Annotated in this window: 13 protein-coding genes; 8 read left to right on the top strand and 5 right to left on the bottom strand. The window is 69.0% G+C overall.

Features of this window, described 5'->3' with window-relative positions; all coding sequences use genetic code 11:
- Window positions 1-53: 53 nt before the first annotated feature.
- Window positions 54-518, bottom strand: coding sequence for a peroxiredoxin (locus ABB55_RS03090; RefSeq protein ID WP_054357497.1), 465 nt, complete (start codon window positions 516-518; stop codon window positions 54-56).
- A gap of 195 nt (window positions 519-713) precedes the next feature.
- Between ABB55_RS03090 and ABB55_RS03085 the strand changes: the two genes are divergently transcribed.
- The 3 genes from ABB55_RS03085 to ABB55_RS03075 all read left to right on the top strand — a co-directional run bounded on the left by ABB55_RS03085 (window position 714) and on the right by ABB55_RS03075 (window position 6,748).
- The gene (locus ABB55_RS03085) at window positions 714-4,136 is read left to right on the top strand and encodes an AsmA-like C-terminal domain-containing protein (RefSeq protein WP_054357496.1); all 3,423 of its coding nucleotides are present in this window, start codon (window positions 714-716) and stop codon (window positions 4,134-4,136) included.
- Between the two features lie 338 nt (window positions 4,137-4,474).
- Window positions 4,475-5,800, top strand: a complete 1,326-nt coding sequence (locus ABB55_RS03080; RefSeq protein ID WP_054357495.1) for a dicarboxylate/amino acid:cation symporter — start codon at window positions 4,475-4,477, stop codon at window positions 5,798-5,800.
- Between the two features lie 123 nt (window positions 5,801-5,923).
- The gene (locus ABB55_RS03075; protein ID WP_054357494.1) at window positions 5,924-6,748 is read left to right on the top strand and encodes a cytochrome c; all 825 of its coding nucleotides are present in this window, start codon (window positions 5,924-5,926) and stop codon (window positions 6,746-6,748) included.
- 187 nt (window positions 6,749-6,935) lie between these two features.
- Here ABB55_RS03075 and hppD read toward each other — a convergent pair whose 3' ends face one another.
- Complete coding sequence (gene hppD, locus ABB55_RS03070) at window positions 6,936-8,048, bottom strand: 4-hydroxyphenylpyruvate dioxygenase (protein ID WP_054357493.1); 1,113 nt, start codon at window positions 8,046-8,048, stop codon at window positions 6,936-6,938.
- A gap of 128 nt (window positions 8,049-8,176) precedes the next feature.
- On the opposite strand from hppD, the gene ABB55_RS03065 reads away from it, so the two are divergent.
- Window positions 8,177-8,656, top strand: coding sequence for an Lrp/AsnC family transcriptional regulator (locus ABB55_RS03065; protein WP_054357492.1), 480 nt, complete (start codon window positions 8,177-8,179; stop codon window positions 8,654-8,656).
- A gap of 87 nt (window positions 8,657-8,743) precedes the next feature.
- Here the strand turns inward: ABB55_RS03065 and ABB55_RS03060 are convergent, their stop codons facing one another.
- Entirely contained in the window at window positions 8,744-10,486 is a 1,743-nt protein-coding gene (locus ABB55_RS03060; protein WP_054357491.1) for a SulP family inorganic anion transporter, read from the bottom strand.
- A gap of 229 nt (window positions 10,487-10,715) precedes the next feature.
- Between ABB55_RS03060 and ABB55_RS03055 the strand changes: the two genes are divergently transcribed.
- Window positions 10,716-12,818 (top strand): 3-hydroxyacyl-CoA dehydrogenase NAD-binding domain-containing protein, encoded by a 2,103-nt coding sequence (locus ABB55_RS03055; RefSeq protein WP_054357490.1) that lies wholly within the window; start codon window positions 10,716-10,718, stop codon window positions 12,816-12,818.
- A 34-nt stretch (window positions 12,819-12,852) separates the two neighbouring features.
- Here ABB55_RS03055 and ABB55_RS03050 read toward each other — a convergent pair whose 3' ends face one another.
- Complete coding sequence (locus ABB55_RS03050) at window positions 12,853-13,344, bottom strand: CinA family protein (RefSeq protein WP_054357489.1); 492 nt, start codon at window positions 13,342-13,344, stop codon at window positions 12,853-12,855.
- Window positions 13,345-13,374: 30 nt separating this feature from the next.
- The gene (locus tag ABB55_RS03045; protein WP_054357488.1) at window positions 13,375-14,580 is read right to left on the bottom strand and encodes a bifunctional 2-C-methyl-D-erythritol 4-phosphate cytidylyltransferase/2-C-methyl-D-erythritol 2,4-cyclodiphosphate synthase; all 1,206 of its coding nucleotides are present in this window, start codon (window positions 14,578-14,580) and stop codon (window positions 13,375-13,377) included.
- Between the two features lie 147 nt (window positions 14,581-14,727).
- Here ABB55_RS03045 and dusB point away from each other — a divergent pair, with 147 nt between their 5' ends.
- Genes dusB through ntrC form a run of 3 tightly spaced genes read left to right on the top strand, consistent with a single transcriptional unit; the run spans window position 14,728 to window position 18,409 of the window.
- Entirely contained in the window at window positions 14,728-15,783 is a 1,056-nt protein-coding gene (gene dusB / locus ABB55_RS03040) for a tRNA dihydrouridine synthase DusB (protein ID WP_420848222.1), read from the top strand.
- Complete coding sequence (locus ABB55_RS03035; protein WP_083463306.1) at window positions 15,780-16,916, top strand: two-component system sensor histidine kinase NtrB; 1,137 nt, start codon at window positions 15,780-15,782, stop codon at window positions 16,914-16,916. The genes dusB and ABB55_RS03035 overlap by 4 nt, the downstream gene beginning before the upstream one ends.
- A 53-nt stretch (window positions 16,917-16,969) precedes the next feature.
- Window positions 16,970-18,409 (top strand): nitrogen regulation protein NR(I), encoded by a 1,440-nt coding sequence (ntrC, locus tag ABB55_RS03030; protein ID WP_054357486.1) that lies wholly within the window; start codon window positions 16,970-16,972, stop codon window positions 18,407-18,409.
- Window positions 18,410-19,059 lie beyond the last annotated feature (650 nt).

Here is a 19,059-nt window from a genome sequence, read left to right as displayed (position 1 = left end):
CGACGATGTCACCAGGGTCGGGGGCGAGGTCGGGGCCGGGGCGGTCGCGCCGGTCAAAGCGCTTTGACGGCAGCCAGGACCTCTTCGGCGTGACCCTCGACCTTCACCTTCGGCCAGATGCGGGCGACCTTGCCGTCGGCCCCGACCAGGACCGTGGTCCGCTCCACGCCCATATATTTGCGGCCATACATGCTCTTTTCGGCCCAGACGCCCCAGGCCTCGAGCATGGCGTGTGATTCGTCGGCCGCCAGGCGGACCTTGAGATCGTGCTTGGCGCGGAACTTGTCGTGGCTCTTGGCGCTGTCGGGCGAAACGCCGATCACCGGCACCTTGGCTTCGGCGAACGCATCGGCCAGGCACGAAAAGGAGATCGCCTCCTTGGTGCAGCCCGACGTGTCGTCCTTCGGGTAGAAATAGACCACGAATGGCCGACCGGCGAGGTCGGCGGACCGGACCGGCGTGCCGCCGTCGCCGGGCAGGTCGAAGGGGGGGATGGTGTCACCGATCGAGAGCGCCATGGGTCGCCTTCCTTTCGTCGCGTTTCATCGTCACAGCCAGAGCCGCGAAGTGTACGCTGCCAAGCCTTGGGCGGATGAAATCGAGTCGCAAGCGGAGGACCTTACAGTGATGCCGAGACGAGGACTTCGAATTTTCGGCTCATGATGGCGCGCGAACGAAGGACAGGTGAGGGGGCTCGCCGACGGGGACCGCGGATGCTTCGCATCTGTTTCGGCACAGGCGCCCTTGTCGTTCTTGTTTTGGTCCTAGCCTTCGGGGCGTTCGCGGTCCGCCTTGCCAGCGGCCCGCTCGAAGTTGCGACGATTGCGCGGATCGCCGAAGGCGTCGTCTCGGACGCGCTCGGATCGGGTCGCAAGACGGTGATCGGCAAGGCCGAGCTTGCCGGCAGCTTCAGCGCCGGGCTGTCCATCCGGCTGCAGGACGTGACGGTCGGCGAGCCGGGCACAGGTCTGACCGCGGTGGTGCCGCGGGCCGAAATCCGCCTGCAGAGCCTGCCCATCCTGCTCGGCCAGTTCAAGCCGGTGTCGCTCGACCTCGACGACGCCCAGGTGGTGTTCGATCTGCCCGCGCTCGATCGAGAGCGCCAGTCGCGCCCGCCGGACCTGGAAGAGACGTTCGTTCCCGCCCCCGGTCAGCCGAAGCCCGGCGTCGCGGCGGTCGAAGGGGCCACCACCGTCGCCCCGCGGGCCGACCGACAGGTGGTCGGCGCCTCGCTGCTTCTGACGCGGCTCGAGGCCTTCGGGCGCGCGCTGACGCGGAACCTGACGCTGGTTCGCGCCCAGGGGCTGGAGTCCATCACCACGCGGCGCGGCTCCATCGTGCTGATCCGGGCGGATGGCGACGGCAAGACCCGCAAGGTGGTCATTCCGGACGTGGAGGCGACCAGCCTGTTCCGGACCGCGGAGGGCGATATCGATCTCGGCTTCTCGGCGCGCGGCGAGGTCGGCCGCTGGTCGATGCGGCTGCGCCATCTGACCGCGGCCGACGGCGCCAGCCACAGCCTGGAATTCGGCGCCCGCGATGTGACCGTGAAGGATCTGTTCGGGGCCGGCGATCCGGACCTGAAGGTCGAGATGCCGATCTATCCTCACGCGCGGGTCGACTACGATGCCGCCGATCGGCTGCTCGGCGCGCGCCTCGACCTGCGCATCGGTGCCGGCCTGTTCCGGTTCGGCAAGGAGCCGGAGGACGAGATCGTCGTCGACGAGGGCCAGGTCGGCGTCTCCTGGGCGCGCGGCAAGGACAGCATCGCCATCGAGACGGCCTCGCTGCAGGTCGGGCCGACGCTGATCGCCCTGAAGGGGTCCGTGACGCCGCCGGTCCCCGGCAAGTCGGAGCGCTGGGAAACGGCGATCTCGCTCGATCGCGGCCAGGTCGCCCCGCGCGACGTTTCGGGCAAGCCGGTCGAGCTGAAGGCCGTGACCCTGGTCGGAGGCTACGAGACCGGCCGGCAGGTGTTCCATGTTGACGACCTGCAGATCCACTTCGCCGGCGGCGCCGCCCGGGCCGTCGGCCATCTCGATTTCGCCCAGCCCAAGCCGCTGGTCGTCGTCAATGTGGTCTTCACCACGGTCGAAGCCGCCACGGTGGCGAAGCTCTGGCCGCATTTCGCGGCGACCGGTGCGCGCGACTGGTTCATCAACAACGTCAAGTCGGGCCGGCTGCACGACGCGATCGCGCAGCTCCAGATCCCGCTGCTGGTCGATCCGCCGCTCTGGCCGCCCGAGGCCGTCCGCCTGTCGGCCCGCTTCGATGCGACCCAATCCAAGACCTTCGGGGATCTGCCGGATCTGATCGGCGCCGAGGGTCGCATCGCGATGGAGAAGAAGCGCTTCGAGGTGACCATCGACAAGTCGTCGGTCCTGACGCGGCATCCGCGCCGGCCGACGGTCGTCTCCTTCAAGCTCGACATCCCCGACGCCGTCCGCAAGAGCCCGCGCGCCTCGATGGAGATGCGCGTCGCCGGCGACAATCTCGCCCTCGGCGAGATCATCGAAGCCGAGCCGCTGGCGCTGCTGTCCGGGGCGGGCATCAAGCTCGACGGCCTCGCCGGCACCGGCGACGTGCGCGGCCGGGTCGACCTGACCTTCCACAAGCCGTTCGATCCGGCCTCGCTCGACTACAAGTTCGAAGGCACGCTCGACAAGTTCGGCAGCCCCTCGCCGATCCTCGGCCGCCGCTTCTCCGAAGGCGCGCTGAAGGTTGCGGTCGACCGTCGCGGGACGACCATCACCGGCAAGGCCAAGATCGAGGGCGTCCCGACCGACGTGAACATGTTCGAGCCGAGCGAGAGTTCGAGCGCGCAGGAGCGTCGCGATTTCGCCATGACGCTCGACGACGCGGCGCGCGCCCGCATGGGGCTCGATCTCGCCGGCATGGTCGCCGGCCCGCTCAAGATCGAGATCGGGCAGCCGGGCGCCAACGAGCAGGTGAAGCGGATCATCGCCGATATGACCGGAGCGCGGCTGTTCGTGCCGCAGTTCGGCTGGACCAAGGGGGCGGGCGTGCCCGCGCGCGCCAGTCTCGATCTCGTCGACGACGAGCGCGGCGGGACGCGGGTCGACAATTTCTCGATCGAATCGGAGGGCCTGCAGGTCAAGGGCTCGATGACGGTCGACAAGGACAAGCGCCTGGCGACGGCCGATTTCCAGCGCTTCGCCTTGCGCCGGGGCGACGATGCGCGCATCCGCCTGCAGCGCGGCGCCGATCAGGCGCTGGCGGTCAATTTCGAGGCCGGCAGCTTCGACCTGCGCAGTCTGCTCGCTTCGCTGAAGAAGCAGGGCGAACCGAACGAAGTCGATCCGAAGAAGCTGAGCGACCTGATCGTCAAGGCGCGGGCCGCCCGTCTGGTCGGCTTCAACGACGTGGCGCTGACAGACGTGCTGATCGACGCTCAGATCCGCAACCAGACGGTCATCCGCCTGCAGATGACGGCGCGCGCGCCGGGCGGCCGGTCGGTCGAGATCAGCATCCGGCCGGACGGAAACCGGCGCGTGCTGACGGTCAATTCCGACGATGCCGGCGCGGTGCTCGGCTTCCTGGATGTCTACGAGCGGCTGCGCGGCGGTTCGCTGCGGCTGTCGGCGGTGCTGTCCGGACCGGGTTCGGCCGACGGTGTCGTCAAGATCGTCGGCTTCGGCCTGCTGCCGCCGAAGAACGAGCGCGTCGCCTCGTTGCGCACCACCAATGACGGCCTGCGCGAGGTCGCGGTGCGCGACGTGCCCGTGACCGAGGATGCGAGCTTCGATCGCTTTCAGGTCAATTTCGCCATGCGCAAGGGCGTCATCACGGTTTCGGACGGCATCGCGAAGGGGCAGGCGACGGGCGCCACCATGAGCGGCCAGATCGATCTGGTGAACCAGCGGCTGAACGTGGCCGGCACCTTCATCCCGCTCTATGGCCTCAACAATCTGGTCAGCCGCATCCCGCTCTTCGGCGAGATCGTCGGGGCCGGGCGCAACGAGGGCCTGGTCGGCGTCACCTTCAAGGTGGTCGGCTCGGTCGACAATCCGGTGCTGCAGTTCAACCCGATCTCGGCCATTGCGCCGGGCATATTCCGGCGCATCTTCGAATACCGCGTCGACGACGGCCGCGTCGAACTGCCGCCCGAACGCTGAAACCGGCCCGCCGCCGCTGCCGCGGCGGCCGTTTCCGCTCCGGATCTCCCGACCGCACGCCATCCGCCCGTGCCGTCCCGTATTCGCGCGACGGCGCAGGCGCATGCCGGATTCGGCGATGAATCATCGTCCGGATTCCCCGACTGCCACCTCGAAAATCGTCGCGCCGAATGCAGACGCACCGCATTTCCGAAGTTGTTGCCCAGTATCATTCTTTGATGATTGAAATTATCAGCGAAATATCATCTTGAGAAAATTTTTCGATGCAACGATCTCGCGGTCTTGAACGGCTGTGGGACGTCACGTTATTGCCGGAGCTCGGGTCAGGGGAGGACAGCATGGCCACAATCACCGTCGCCGATGTTCCGCGTGCGCGCAAACCACTACTGAAATTGCTTTATGTGCAGGTCCTGCTGGCGATCGTCCTGGGCGGCTTGGTCGGCTGGCTCTGGCCGAGCTTCGCCACCAACGAGTGGATCAAGGCGCTCGGCGACGGCTTCGTGAAGCTGATCAAGATGGTGATCGCGCCGATCATCTTCTGCACGGTGGTGTCCGGCATCGCCCATATCCAGGATGCCAAGAAGGTCGGCCGGGTCGGCGTCAAGGCGTTGATCTATTTCGAGATCGTCTCCACCTTCGCGCTCGCCATCGGGCTTCTGGTCGGCAACATCCTGCAGCCGGGCGCCGGCTTCGGCGGCAAGGCGCCCGATGCCGCGGCGGTGGCGCAATACACCAAGCAGGCCGGCGAGATGAAGTCGGTCGACTTCGTGCTGAACCTGATCCCGGAAAGCGTCGTCGGCGCCTTCGCCAAGGGCGACATCCTGCAGGTGCTGCTGTTCGCCATCCTGTTCGGTTTCGCCCTGATGGCGCTCGGCGACCGCGGCCATACCGTCCGCTCGCTGGTCGACGACGTGGCGCATGCCATCTTCGGCGTGATCGCCATCGTCATGAAGGCCGCGCCCATCGGCGCCTTCGGCGCGATGGCCTACACGGTCGGCAAGTTCGGCCCGCAGGCGCTGTCCAACCTCGCCGGCCTGATCGCGACCTTCTACCTGACCGCCGTGCTGTTCGTGGTCGTGGTGCTGGGCACCATCGCGCGCATCGCCGGCTTCTCGATCTTCAAGTTCCTGGCCTACATCAAGGACGAACTGCTGATCGTTCTCGGCACCTCCTCGTCGGAGAGCGCGCTGCCGCAGCTGATGGAAAAGCTCGAGCGGCTCGGCTGCTCGAAGTCGGTCGTCGGCCTGGTCGTTCCGACCGGCTATTCGTTCAACCTCGACGGCACCAACATCTACATGACCCTGGCGACCCTGTTCATCGCCCAGGCGATGGGCGTGCATCTCGACTTCAGCCAGCAGATCACCATCCTGGTCGTCGCCATGCTGACCTCGAAGGGGGCGAGCGGGGTGACCGGCGCCGGCTTCATCACGCTGGCCGCCACGCTTGCCGTGGTCAATCCGGCGCTCGTTCCCGGCATGGCGATCGTCCTCGGCATCGACAAGTTCATGAGCGAATGCCGCGCCCTGACCAACATCACCGGAAACGGCGTCGCCTGCATCGTGGTCGCCTGGTGGGAAGGCGAACTCGACCGCGACAAGCTCGCCCGGGGGCTCAGCCGCCAGATCGATCCGTCCGATGTCGAGACGGCGGTGACAACCGGCTGACCGCCGATCGGATTTCCGTTCCCGGAGGGTCGGCGCAGCGCATGCCGGCCCTTCCGTTTTTCTGCTTATGCATGCAATCTCGCACCGTCTGTCGGGGGTGACGGATCAGGACGGGAGAACAGCATGAAATGGACTCTGGCCTTTGCGGCCGCGATCATCGCGGCCGGCAGCGCGTCGGCCATGGCGGAGACGTCGGTCGAGCGCGGCGCCTATCTGATGAAATCCATCGTCGCCTGCGGCAACTGCCACACGGTTCAGACGCCGAACGGCCCCCTGGCCGACCGGGACCTCGCCGGCGGCATGGAAATTCCCGACGAGGGCATGGTCGCCCGGGTGCCGAACATCACCTCCGACAAGGAGACCGGCATCGGCAAGTGGACCGAGGCGCAGATCATCCTGGCCATCCGCGAAGGCAAGCGCCCCGATGGCAGCATCATCGGCCCGCCGATGCCGATCGGCCAGTATCGCAAGATGGCCGACGAGGACGTGAAGGCGATCGTCGCCTATCTGCAGCAGACCAAGCCGGTCGCCGGCAAGGTGGCGGCCTCCGAGTACAAGTTCCCGCTGCCGCCCGCCTATGGCCCGCCGGTCGGCAAGGTGGAGGCGCCGAGCCGGTCCGACAAGGCCGCCTATGGCCGCTATCTGGTGACGGCGCTCGGCCACTGCATCGAGTGTCATTCGCCGATGGGCGCGCACGGGCCGGATACCGAAGGCAAGCCCTTCCAGGGCGGCGCGGTGTTCAAGGGTCCCTGGGGCGCCAGCGTCGCGCCGGCGCTCAACGCCTCGCATCTCGGCTCCTGGTCGGATGACGAGATCAAGCGGGCGATCACCACCGGCGTCTCGAAGGACGGACGCCGCCTGACCCCGCCGATGGGCTTCGGCTACTACAAGAACATGGCGGCGGCCGATCTCGATTCGATCGTCGCCTATCTGCGCACGCTGAAGTGAGCCCAAACGCCGCCCCGGCCGGGAGGGTCGGGGCGGCGCCGGGCCGATGCTGCCGTCGGTCGCCTCATACCGACGGTCATGGAATGATCGTCGGTATTCGATACGCGATTTTCTCATGCCTCTGACGCCTATGAGAAATTCGCGTTACTTCAATGGCCCGATGCGTCAGCATCCTGGGCCGTTGGTATCATTCGGCGGCCGACAGCACCCCGCGCCGGATCTGGTCTTCCTCGATCGATTCGAACAGGGCGCGGAAATTGCCCTCGCCGAAGCCGTCGTCACCCTTGCGCTCGATGAACTCGAAGAAGATCGGGCCGACCACGGTGCCGGAGAAGATCTGCAGGAGCACCTTGGTGGTGCCGCCGTCGACCACGCCCTCGCCGTCGATCAGGATGCCGTTGGCGGCCAGACGGTCGATGGATTCGCCGTGGCCGGGCAGGCGGTCGTCGATCTTCGCATAATAGGTTGCGGGCGGCGCCGGCATGAAGGGCAGACCGTTGGCGCGCAGCGCCTCCACGGACGCGTAGATGTCGCGGCAGCCGCAGGCGATGTGCTGGATGCCTTCGCCCTTGTATTCCCTCAGATATTCCTCGATCTGGCTCTTGTCGTCGGCCGACTGGTTGATCGGGATGCGAATCTTGCCGCAAGGGCTGGTCATGGCCCGGCTGGTCAGCCCGGTCAGCTTGCCCTCGATGTCGAAATAGCGGATCTGGCGGAAGTTGAAGAGCCGGGCGTACCAGTCGGCCCAATGGTCCATGCGGCCGCGATGGACGTTGTGGGTCAGGTGGTCGAGATAGTAGAGGCCGGCGCCCTCAGGCGCGGGGTCGCGTGCGCCGGTCCACTCGAAATCGATCTCCCAGATCGAGCCCTTGGCGCCGTAGCGGTCGACGAAATAGATCAGCGAACCGCCGATGCCCTCGATCGCCGGAATGGCCAGTTCACCGGGGCCGACGCGGGAGGCGACCGGGGTGGCGCCCAGTTCGACGGCGCGCTTCAACGCATGGGCGGCATCGACCACCCGGAAGCCCATGGCGCAGACGCAGGGGCCGTGGCGGCGCGCGAAGTCGGCCGCGAAGCTGTCCGGCTCGGCATTGATCACATAGTTCACGTCGCCCTGGCGCCAGAGCGTGACCCGCTTGGAGCGATGCCGGGCGACCGGCGCGAAGCCCATGCGGGCGAACAGGGCGGCCAGTTCGTCCGGGTTCGGGTGGGCGAACTCGATGAATTCGAAACCGTCCGTCCCCATCGGGTTGGCGGCGTCGATCACGGCAGCGGCGGCATCGTGCGGAAAGGGGCCCATCGCGGCATTCCTCCTCGTGAAACGGCGATGCACCAGTGTCGCGGGAAGTATGCGCAAGAGGCGTGCGAATTGCGGGCGAACCGATTAGATTATGCACGTTTCATGCATGATCGACCGGATACCCGCACATGATCGCACTGGATGGCTACGATCTGCGCCTGCTCGCCGCGCTCCAGACGGACGGTCGGTTGACCAACCAGGAACTGGCCGAGCGTGTGCACCTCTCCGCCTCGCAATGCTCGAGGCGCCGGCAGGCGCTGGAGGAGGCGGGCGTGATCCGGCGCTACCGAGCGGAGATCGACGGCGAGCGGCTCGGGCTCGGCGTGACGGCCTTCGTCAACGTGCAGCTGTCGCGCCATTCCGAACACAATGCGCGCCGCTTCCGCGATGTCATCGCCGATTGCGACGAGGTGCTCGAGGCCCACGCGCTGACCGGCGACATGGACTATCTGATCAAGATCGCGGTCCGCGACCTGAAGAGCTTCGCGGATTTCGTCAACACGGTCCTGCTCGCGCACGAGACCGTCGCCCATGTCACCTCGCGCATCGTGATCGAGACGCTGAAGAGCGGCGGCGCGCTACCGTTGCGCGCCGGGTCCGGCGGGTGAACCGTCGGGCCCCGGCCACACCCGACGATTTTCGGCCCGTCGGTCCGGGCCAATCAACCGAATGTCGGCCCGTCGGGCCGGGCCCGATCACTCGGCGGCCAGTTCCTGGTGGTCCATCTGGGCGAGGGCGATCTCGACGGTCGGGGCGGTCAGCACGCTGACCTCGGGCCGGCGGATGCCGAAGCGGACCAGGGACCGGCGCACCGGGCGCGACATGCCGGTCAGCACCACGTCGGCGCCGCGCTTGCGCATGTCCTCGACGACGCCGCGCAGCGTCGCGGCGCCGGTCGTGTCGACCAGCGGCACGGCCGAGAAGTCCAGCACCAGGCGCTTCGGGCGGGTGCCGATGCGCGACAGCGTGGTCGACAGTTGGTTGGCGGCGCCGAAGAAGAACGGTCCGCTGATCCGGTAGACGACCACATCCTCGCGGGTCTGCTGGCTCGGATCGTAGGGCCGGCCGTCGTCGTCGGCCTGATCGCGGCCGATCATCCCGCCGGGCAGCGCGCCGGCCTGGCCATGCGCCTCGACCGCCACCGCCTCGGCCATGTGGTGCATGAACAGGATGGCGGAGAGCACGACGCCGACCTCGATGCCGACCGTCAGGTCATAGAAGACGGTCAGCAGCATGGTGGCGGTCAGAACGACGCGGTCGCCCCAGCCGGAATTCTGCAGGAGCCGCCAGACGACATGCACCTCGCTCATGTTCCAGGCGACGATGGCCAGGATGGCGGCCAGCACCGCGAGCGGCACATAGGAGGCGAGCGGGGCGGCGACCAGCACGAAGACGAGCAGGAAGACGGCGTGCAGGACGCCGGAGATCGGGCCGGTCGAGCCGGACCGGATGTTGGTCGCGGTGCGCGCGATGGCGCCGGTCGCCGGCAGGCCGCCGATCAGGGCGGAACCGACATTGGCGAAGCCCTGGGCGACCAGCTCGCAGTTGGACCGATGCCGCCGGCCGGTCATGCCGTCGGCGACCACGGCCGACAGGAGCGACTCGATGCCGGCCAGGATCGCGATGGTGATCGCGTCGGGCAGCACCGCCTTGACGCCGGCCAGCGACAGGGCCGGGAATTGCGGCGTCGGCGGCACGCGCGGGATGCCGCCGAATTTGGAGCCGATCGTGACCACGTCGAGCGCGAAGACGGCGGTCGCCACCGAGGCCAGCACGACTGCGATCAGGAAGCCCGGCCATTTCGGCCGGTAGTGCCGGAGCCCGAGAATCAGCCCCAGCGAGATCGCCGACAGCGCCACCGCGAACGGATTGAGCGTCGGCAGCGCCGCCCACAGGGCCTCGACCTTGGCGACGAACTCGCCGGGCAGCTTCGCGGTGGTCAGGCCGAACAGGTCGGCCACCTGGCTGACGAAGATGGTGATGCCGATGCCGGCCGTGAAGCCGATCGTGACCGGGTAGGGGATGTATTTGATGTAGGTGCCGAGGCGCAGATAGCCGATCGCGATCAGGATCAGGCCGGCGATCAGCGTCGCCACGATCAGGCCGTCATAGCCGTGCGTCTCGATCGTCCGGTAGACGACCACGATGAAGGCTGCCGTCGGGCCGCCGATCTGGAAGCGGCTGCCGCCGAAGGCCGAGATGATGAAGCCGGCCACGATGGCGGTGAACAGGCCGCGATCGGGCGTCGTGCCCGACGCGATGGCGATGCCCATGGCCAGCGGCAACGCCACGATGGCGACCGTCAGTCCGGCCACCACGTCGGCGACGAAGCGCTTGCCGTCATAGCCTTCGCGCAGGCTGGTGACGAGCTTCGGCGTGAACAGCTCCGCGAAACTGTCCGGGCGAGGGCGGGGCTGCCGCAAGGCGGAATCGGTCATGGCTCGGCTTTCGTGCAGATGATTTGTCCGAGAAAAGAGAACACTAGCACGCGGGCTACGGGGTGCTGCCATAAGGGAAACTACGAAACGGGCGCCGGATTGCGCCCGGCTGGCGCAGACCACATGCGCCTGTCCCGCAGGTCTCGATGCCTTCGCACAATCCTCTGCGTTGTCGCGGGCGGCATCCTCGGCTACGACCCGTTGCGAGTTGATCGTGGGAGAAGCAGGCATGGCGTCGGGGCCGGTCGTGATCGAGGTTCGGGGGAAGGTCGCCATCGTGTGGGTCGACAACCCGCCGGTGAATGCGCTGTCGCAGGCCGTGCGCCAGGGGCTTAGCGATGCGGTCGCGGCCGTGGAGGCGGATGCGAAGGTCGCCGCCGCCCTGATCCTGTGCCGCGGCCGCACTTTCATCGCCGGCGCCGATATCCGCGAGTTCGGCAAGGGGCCGCTGGAGCCGCTGCTGACCGACGTGATCGCCCGGATCGAGGCCTCGCCGAAGCCCTGGGCCGCGGCGATCCACGGCACCGCGCTCGGCGGCGGCTTCGAAGTGGCGCTCGGCTGCTGCTGGCGGGTGATGGACTCGCGCGCCGAGGTCGGGTTGCCCGAGGTCAAGCTCGGCATCATTCCGGGGGCCGGCGGCACCCAGCGGCTGCCGCGCCTGACCGGCATTGCGACCGCCATCGAGGCGGTCACCTCCGGTCGGCGCATCGGTGCCGGTGAGGCGCAGAAGCTCGGCATCGCCGACGCGGTGGTCGATCTCGAGCCCGGCGAGGAGTTTGCCGACCGCGCCTTGGCGGCGGTCGAGGCCTGGCTCGCCGCCGGCACGATGCCGGTGCCGGTTTCCGCACGCCCGGTGCCGCCGCTCGATGCGGCCGAGGCCGAGAAACTGATCGCCAAGGCGGTCGAGCGCGCCCGCGGGCAGCTGTCGCCGGGCGAGGCCGCCCGCGCCGTCGCCGATGCGCTGACGCTCGACTTCGCCGCCGGCCTGGCCGCCGAACGGGCGCGCTTCCTGAAGCTCGTCGGCCATCCGCAGGCCAAGGCCCTGCGGCATGCCTTCTTCGGCGAACGGGAGCTCTCCAAGCTGCCGATGCTCGACGGCGTCAAGCCGCGCGCGGTTTCGACCATCGCGGTGGTCGGCGGCGGCACGATGGGGGCGGGAATCGCCGTCGCGGCGGCCGATGCCGGCTATACGGTCACGGTGCTGGAGACCGATGCGGCCGCCGCCAAGCGCGCGGCCGAGCGCATCCACGGCCTCTATCAGGGCTATGCGGAACGCAAGCGCATCCCGGCCGACGCGGTCGGCGTCAAGGCCGCCGCCATCGACATCACCACCGAGATCGGCGATCTGGGCACGGCCGATCTGGTCGTGGAGGCGGTGTTCGAGGATGCCGAGGTCAAGCGCGACCTGTTCCGCCGGCTCGACAAGGTCGTCCGTCCGGGCGCCGTGATGGCCACCAACACCTCCTATCTCGACCCCAACCGGATCGCCGCGGCGACCGGCCGGCCGGCCGAAATGTGCGGCCTGCACTTCTTCGCGCCGGCCAACGTCATGCGCCTGGTCGAGGTGATCGAGACCGCCGATACCGCGCCCGACGTGCTGGCGACGGCCTTCGCGGTCGCCCTGAAGCTCGGCAAGCTGCCGGTCTTTGCCCGGGTCTGCGACGGCTTCATCGGCAACCGCATCTGGGCGACCGTGCGCCGGCACTACGAGTTCCTGGTCGAGGACGGCGCCAGCCCGGCCGCGATCGATGCGGCGATGACCGCCTACGGCTTCCCGATGGGCCCCTTCGCGGTCTACGACCTCTCCGGCCTCGACATCTCCTGGTCCTGGCGCAAGCGCAACATGGCCGACCGCGCGCCGGACGTGCGCTATGTCGACATCCCCGACCGGCTCTGCGAGATGGGCCGGCTCGGCCGCAAGACCGGTGCCGGCTGGTACGACTACGCCTCCGGCAAGGCCAAGACGGATCCGGTGGTCGAGGCGGTGATCGCGGAGGAGCGGGCGCGCAAGGGCGTCACGGCCCGGCCGGTCGCGGCGGAGACGATCCAGCGCCGGGCGCTCGCCGTCATGGCCAACGAGGGCGCGCGCATCCTGGAGGAGGGCATCGCGCTGCGTCCGCTCGATGTCGACATGGTCATGATCCACGGCTACGGCTACCCGGCCTGGCGCGGCGGCCCGATGTTCGAGGCCGACGCGATCGGCCTGCCGACCGTGCTCGGCTGGATCGAGGAGGCCCACGCCGCCGGCGGCCCCGGCTTCGAGCCGGCCCGGCTGCTGGTCGAACTCGTCCAGCAAGGGCGCACCCTGGCCGACTGGGCGCAAAGCCGCTGAAGCGAGGCCGCCTTCCGGCCGCCCTCTCGCGCGGTCAGAAGGCGGCTTCGAACATTTCCAGGGCGGTGCGGATCGTGGCGAGGCGCACGGCCGAGCGGCCGATCGCGCCGTAGTGCATCTCGCGATGTTCGAGGGGCGCGCCGCGGCGCCCGGCGGCGAGATGGACGAGGCCGACCGGCTTTGCGGCCGAGCCGCCGCCCGGGCCGGCGATGCCGGTGACGGCGACGACCAGATCGGCGCGGGAATGCGCCAGGGCGCCCTCGGCCATGGCCAGGGCGGTCTCGCGGCTGACGGCGCCGAACTGGGCGAGGAGCCCCGGCGGCACGTCGATCAGCTCCATCTTGGCCTCGTTCGAATAGGTCACGAAGCCGCGCTCGACCACGGCGGAGGAGCCGGCAATCTCGGTCAGCAGCCCGGCGATCAGGCCGCCGGTGCAGGATTCCGCCGTCGCGATCATCAGGCCGGCCGCGGCCGCGCGCCGGATCAGGGCCTCGGCGGCGGGCAGGAGGGGGGCGAGATCGGTCATGGCAGGCTCTCCGACACGTCGCGGGCTCCGTCAGGTCGGGAAGGGCAGGCGCACCGTCGCGGTGGCGATGGCCGCGATGCCCTCGCGTCGGCCGATGAAGCCGAGTGCCTCGTTGGTGGTCGCCTTGACGCCGACCCGGTCGACCCCGATGCCCAGGATCGCGGCGATGCGCGCCCGCATGGCCTCGCGATGGGGGCCGATCTTGGGCGCCTCGGCGATGATCGAAATGTCGGCATGGGCGATGACGCCGCCGCGGGCTGCGACGCGCCGCGCCGCCTCGGCGAGGAACACCGCCGAATCGGCGCCGCGCCAGCGCATGTCGGAGGGCGGGAAATGCGTGCCGATGTCGCCCTCGCCGAGCACGCCCAGGATGGCGTCGGTCAGCGCATGCAGCGCCACGTCGGCGTCCGAATGGCCCTCGAGCTTCGCCTCGTGCGGGATGCGCACATTGCCGAGCACGACCGCGTCGCCGTCGGTGAAGCGGTGCACGTCGTAGCCGGTGCCGACGCGGACATCGCCGAGCGCCAGGAATTCCTCCATGCGGAGCCTCCGGTCGGCCGCTTCGAGATCGGCCAGCGAGGTGATCTTCAGGTTGCCCGGCTCGCCCGCCACGACGGCGACCGGCAGCCCGGCCCATTCGGCGACCGCGGCATCGTCGGTGAAGTCGGTGCGGCCTTCGGCGGCGGCCCGGCGATGCGCGTCGAGGAGGGCCGCGAACCGGAAGCCCTGCGGGGTTTCCGCCGCCCACAGCCCGTCGCGCGCCCGGGTGCCGATCACCCGGCCGTCGGCATCGGCGTGCTTCAAGGTATCGACCACCGGATGGGCAAGCAGGGCGGCCGGCACGGCCGCGAGCCGGTCGATCAGGCGGGCGATGGCGACGGGTGCGACGAATGGCCTCGCCGCATCGTGGATCAGGACGAGATCCGGTGCGAACGGCGCCAGGGCCTCCAGGCCCGCCAGCACGCTCGCCTGCCGGGTCGCGCCCCCGGCGACCGGTTCCGTGAGACGCGGATCGTCGGCCAGGCCGTCGATCGCCGTGCGGTATTCGGCCTCGAAGGCCGGGTCGATCACGCAGACGATCCGGCCGATCGCCGGCAATGCCATGAAGGCGCCCAGGCTGCGCGCCAGGATCGGCCGGCGTCCGATCGATCGATACTGTTTCGGCAGGCCGCCGGCGCGGGTTCCGGAGCCGGCGGCGACCACGATGACGGCAATGGACTGATCCTGGGGTTGCATTCGTGCTGTCATGCCTGTCGTTCAGGCCGCCGAGACGCCGGTGCATTCACCGATATTCGGGAAAACCCGTGTTGCAATGCGGGATGACGCTTGCTCTTCGGCCAGATTATGCCACATATATAATCAAACGCCACGAATGCACATTCGATGAGCAAAGCGATCGCCCCTGATTTCACCCTGTCCGCCGCAACTCCGAGCGGCGGTTTGGAAACCCGCGCCCTGTCCACCGACACCGCCACCCCTCTCGTTTACCTCGCTCCGATGTCCGGTGTCACGGATCTTCCGTTTCGCCGCATCGTCGCGCGGTTCGGCCCGGCGCGCGTGGTGACCGAAATGGTGGCGAGCGAGTCGCTGGCGACCGGCGATGCCGACATGGCCTTGCGCCTGGCCGGTGCCGGCATGGCGCCGCATATCGTGCAGCTGGCCGGCCGCGAGGCCCACTGGATGGCCGAGGCGGCGCGCATGGCGGAGGCCAACGGGGCCGACGTCATCGACATCAACATGGGCTGCCCGGCCAAGCGGGTGACGACCGGCTGGTCGGGTGCGGCGCTGATGCGCGATCTCGATCTCGCGATCGACCTGATCCGCGCGACGGTCGGCGCGGTCGCGGTGCCGGTCACGCTGAAGATGCGGCTCGGCTGGGACCGTCGTTCGATCAACGCGCCGGAACTGGCCCGGCGCGCAGAGGCCGAGGGGGTCCGGCTGATCACCGTGCACGGGCGGACCCGCGACCAGTTCTACGAAGGCCGGGCCGACTGGCCGGCGATCCGCGCCGTGGTCGAGGCGGTGACCGTCCCGGTCGTCGCCAACGGCGACGTGCAGAGCTTCGAGGACGCGGATGCGATCCTCGCACAATCCGGCGCCGCCGGCGTGATGATCGGCCGCGGAGCCCAGGGACGCCCCTGGTTCCCGGCCGCCGTGCAACGCTATCTGGCGACCGGGATACGGGAGGAAGGACCGCGCGGGGCGGCCCTCGGCGACCTCGTCGCCGAGCACCACGCGGCGATGATCGACCACTACGGTCCCGAGCGCGGCATCCGTGCCGCGCGCAAGCACATCGCCTGGTATTTCGAGGCGGCCGAAGCCCATCTCGCCGTTCCGGCAGGGCTCCGGACCGCCATCCTGACCTCCTTCGACGTCGAGGCCGTCGGGCGCATGCTGCGCGAGGCCTTCGACGACCGAGCTCCCAGGAGAGCCGCATGACCCCGATCCCGCTGAGGAGACGCGACATGGAACCGGCCACGGACGGCCCCGCTGCGGCGGTGCTCAACGCCCTGCCGAATCCGGTCATCATGATCGGCGCCAACGGCGTCATTCAGGAGGCCAACGACGCCGCCCAGAATTTCTTCCAGGCGAGCGCGGCCTTCATGGCCCGCCATTCGCTCGGCTATTTCGTGCCCTTCGGCAGCCCGCTTCTGGAACTGATCAACCAGGTGCGCGAACGCCAGGCCCCGGTCTCGGAATATCGGGTCGACGTGTCGAGCCCGCGCATCGGCACCGAGAAGATCGTCGACATCTATGCCGGCCCGGTGCTCGACGATCCCGGCGCGGTGGTGGTCATGCTGCAGGAGCGGACCATGGCCGACAAGATCGACCGCCAGCTGACCCATCGCGGCGCCGCCCGCACGGTGACCGGCTTGGCCGCCATGCTGGCGCACGAGATCAAGAACCCCCTCTCGGGCATCCGCGGCGCCGCGCAGCTGCTCGAACAGTCCTGCGACGACCAGGACCGCGCCCTGACCCGGCTGATCTGCGACGAGGCCGACAGAATCGTGAAGCTGGTCGACCGCATGGAGGTGTTCTCCGACGAGCGGCCGATCGAGCGCACGGCGGTCAACATCCACACTGTGCTCGATCACGTGAAGCGGCTGGCGCTGTCGGGTTTCGCCCGCAACGTCAAGATCGTCGAGGAATACGACCCGTCCCTGCCGCCGGTGCTGGCCAATCGCGACCAACTGGTCCAGGTGTTCCTGAACCTGGTCAAGAACGCCGCCGAGGCGATCAACGGACAGGCGGACGGCGAGATCGCGCTGTCGACGGCCTACCGGCCGGGCGTGCGGCTGTCGGTGCAGGGCTCGCGCGACAAGGTCACGCTGCCGATGGAATTCTGCGTGCGCGACAACGGCCCCGGCGTGCCCGAGGACCTGCTGCCGCATCTGTTCGACCCCTTCGTGACCACCAAGACCAACGGGTCCGGACTGGGGCTCGCACTCGTCGCCAAGATCGTGCGCGATCACGGCGGCGTGGTCGAATGCGAGAGCCAGCCCCGCCGCACCGTCTTCCGCATCCTGATGCCGGCCTTCGTCGCCGGCCCGAAGGACCCGCGCAACGCCTGAGCGCCCGGCTGCGGCCCTGACCCCGCAGCGGACCCGACCAACAAGGATACGTCATGCCGACCGGAAACATCCTCGTCGCCGACGACGACGCAGCGATCCGAACGGTGCTCAACCAGGCCCTCTCGCGGGCCGGCTACGAAGTGCGCCTCACCTCGAACGCGGCCACGCTCTGGCGCTGGGTCGCGCAAGGGGAGGGCGACCTCGTCATCACCGACGTGGTCATGCCCGACGAGAACGCCTTCGACCTTCTGCCGCGCATCAAGAAGCTCCGGCCGGAACTGCCGGTGATCGTGATGAGCGCGCAGAACACCTTCATGACGGCCATCCGCGCCTCCGAGCGCGGCGCCTACGAATATCTGCCGAAGCCCTTCGACCTGAAGGAGCTGATCTCCATCGTCGGCCGCGCCCTGGCGGAGCCGAAGCACAAGCGCATCCAGGAACCGGAGCCCGACGCCGAGGCGATCCCGCTGGTCGGCCGTTCGCCGGCCATGCAGGACATCTACCGCGTCCTTGCGCGGCTGATGCAGACCGACCTGACCGTGATGATCACGGGCGAGTCCGGCACCGGCAAGGAACTGGTCGCCCGCGCCCTGCACGACTACGGCAAGCGTCGCAACGGACCCTTCGTCGCCATCAACATGGCGGCGATCCCGCGCGACCTGATCGAATCCGAGCTGTTCGGCCACGAGAAGGGCGCCTTCACGGGCGCCGCGAGCCGCTCGGCCGGCCGCTTCGAACAGGCCGAGGGCGGCACGCTGTTCCTGGACGAGATCGGCGACATGCCGATGGACGCCCAGACGCGGCTGCTGCGCGTCCTGCAGCAGGGCGAATACACCACCGTCGGCGGCCGCACGCCGATCAAGACCGACGTGCGCATCGTCGCGGCGACCAACAAGGATCTGCGCCAGCTGATCAACCAGGGCCTGTTCCGCGAGGACCTGTTCTTCCGCCTGAACGTCGTGCCGCTACGCCTGCCGCCGCTGCGCGAGCGCTCGGAGGACATTCCCGACCTCGTCCGGCATTTCTTCGCGCTGGCCGAGAAGGAGGGCCTGCCGACCAAGCAGATCGAACAGGCCGCGCTCGACCGGCTGCGCCGCTATCGCTGGCCGGGCAACATCCGCGAGCTGGAGAACCTGATCCGGCGCCTGGCCGCGCTCTATCCGCAGGACGTGATCACCGCCAACGTCATCGACCAGGAACTGAGCCAGCCCGCCCTGGTTTCCGCGCCTGAGGAGAAGGCCTCCGACGAGGGCATCTCGGCATCGATGGAGAAGCACCTGACCGGCTATTTCTCCGGTTTCGGCGACAACCTGCCGCCGCCCGGCCTCTACCATCGCATCCTGCGCGAGGTCGAATATCCTCTGATCGGCGCCGCCCTCGCCGCCACGCGGGGCAACCAGATCAAGGCCGCCGAACTGCTCGGCCTCAACCGCAACACGCTGCGCAAGAAGATCCGCGACCTGGACATCCAGGTGATCCGCTCGTCGCGGTAAGGGACCCGGTGACGCGTCCGCTGCGGGTGCGGTGGCGCGACCCGGCGGGCGCGGTCGGATGGGTTTAGCGCCGGCGCCCGCGGCTGTCATCGGCTCGGCCCGAGCGGCGCGGCAGGGCGGCGGCTGCGGAGGTCCGCTGCGCCGATCTCGCGTCTCCTTCCCCTTCGCCCCCCGGAGGGGGGAGAAGGTGCCCGAAGGGCGGATGAGGGGGACGAGGCCGCGGACACGGGGCATCCTGCCGGTCCAAGTCGCGGCCCGGACCGCCGATTCGTCAAGGATTTCAGCATTCAGCCCCTCATCCGGCCTTCGGCCACCTTCTCCCCGGAGGGGAGAAGGAGAAGGAGCCGAGAGCGACGAAGCAGGCCGTGGGAGAGCCTGGGTACCTCTCGCGGCTTGACAACCGCGGCTCCGGACTGACGGCTGGCCCCGCTGGCCCCGCTGGCCCCGCTGGCCCCGCTGGCCCCGCTGGCCCCGCTGGCCCCGCTGGCCCCGCTGGCCCCGCTGGCCCCGCTGGCCCCGCTGGCCCCGCTGGCCCCGCTGGCCCCGCTGGCCCCGCTGGCTCTGCTGGCTCTGCGCCGCCCGCCGGCATCCTCGTCGCCTCGGCTCCGTCGCGGCTCCGTCTCCGCTCCGTCGCACCGCCGGCATGACGG

Source organism: Prosthecodimorpha hirschii (assembly GCF_001305515.1).
Lineage (GTDB): Bacteria > Pseudomonadota > Alphaproteobacteria > Rhizobiales > Ancalomicrobiaceae > Prosthecodimorpha > Prosthecodimorpha hirschii.
This window is presented reverse-complemented; position numbering and strand designations above follow the sequence as displayed.

Bases quoted from the DNA above. Each gene is read 5' to 3' on its own strand.
- ntrC (WP_054357486.1), top strand. From the start codon at position 16,970: ATGCCGACCGGAAACATCCTCGTCGCCGACGACGACGCAGCGATCCGA.
- ABB55_RS03055 (WP_054357490.1), top strand. From the start codon at position 10,716: ATGGCGTCGGGGCCGGTCGTGATCGAGGTTCGGGGGAAGGTCGCCATC.
- dusB (WP_420848222.1), top strand. From the start codon at position 14,728: ATGAGCAAAGCGATCGCCCCTGATTTCACCCTGTCCGCCGCAACTCCG.
- hppD (WP_054357493.1), bottom strand. From the start codon at position 8,048: ATGGGCCCCTTTCCGCACGATGCCGCCGCTGCCGTGATCGACGCCGCC.
- ABB55_RS03085 (WP_054357496.1), top strand. From the start codon at position 714: ATGCTTCGCATCTGTTTCGGCACAGGCGCCCTTGTCGTTCTTGTTTTG.
- ABB55_RS03080 (WP_054357495.1), top strand. From the start codon at position 4,475: ATGGCCACAATCACCGTCGCCGATGTTCCGCGTGCGCGCAAACCACTA.
- ABB55_RS03075 (WP_054357494.1), top strand. From the start codon at position 5,924: ATGAAATGGACTCTGGCCTTTGCGGCCGCGATCATCGCGGCCGGCAGC.
- ABB55_RS03035 (WP_083463306.1), top strand. From the start codon at position 15,780: ATGACCCCGATCCCGCTGAGGAGACGCGACATGGAACCGGCCACGGAC.
- ABB55_RS03050 (WP_054357489.1), bottom strand. From the start codon at position 13,344: ATGACCGATCTCGCCCCCCTCCTGCCCGCCGCCGAGGCCCTGATCCGG.
- ABB55_RS03065 (WP_054357492.1), top strand. From the start codon at position 8,177: ATGATCGCACTGGATGGCTACGATCTGCGCCTGCTCGCCGCGCTCCAG.
- ABB55_RS03060 (WP_054357491.1), bottom strand. From the start codon at position 10,486: ATGACCGATTCCGCCTTGCGGCAGCCCCGCCCTCGCCCGGACAGTTTC.
- ABB55_RS03090 (WP_054357497.1), bottom strand. From the start codon at position 518: ATGGCGCTCTCGATCGGTGACACCATCCCCCCCTTCGACCTGCCCGGC.
- ABB55_RS03045 (WP_054357488.1), bottom strand. From the start codon at position 14,580: ATGCAACCCCAGGATCAGTCCATTGCCGTCATCGTGGTCGCCGCCGGC.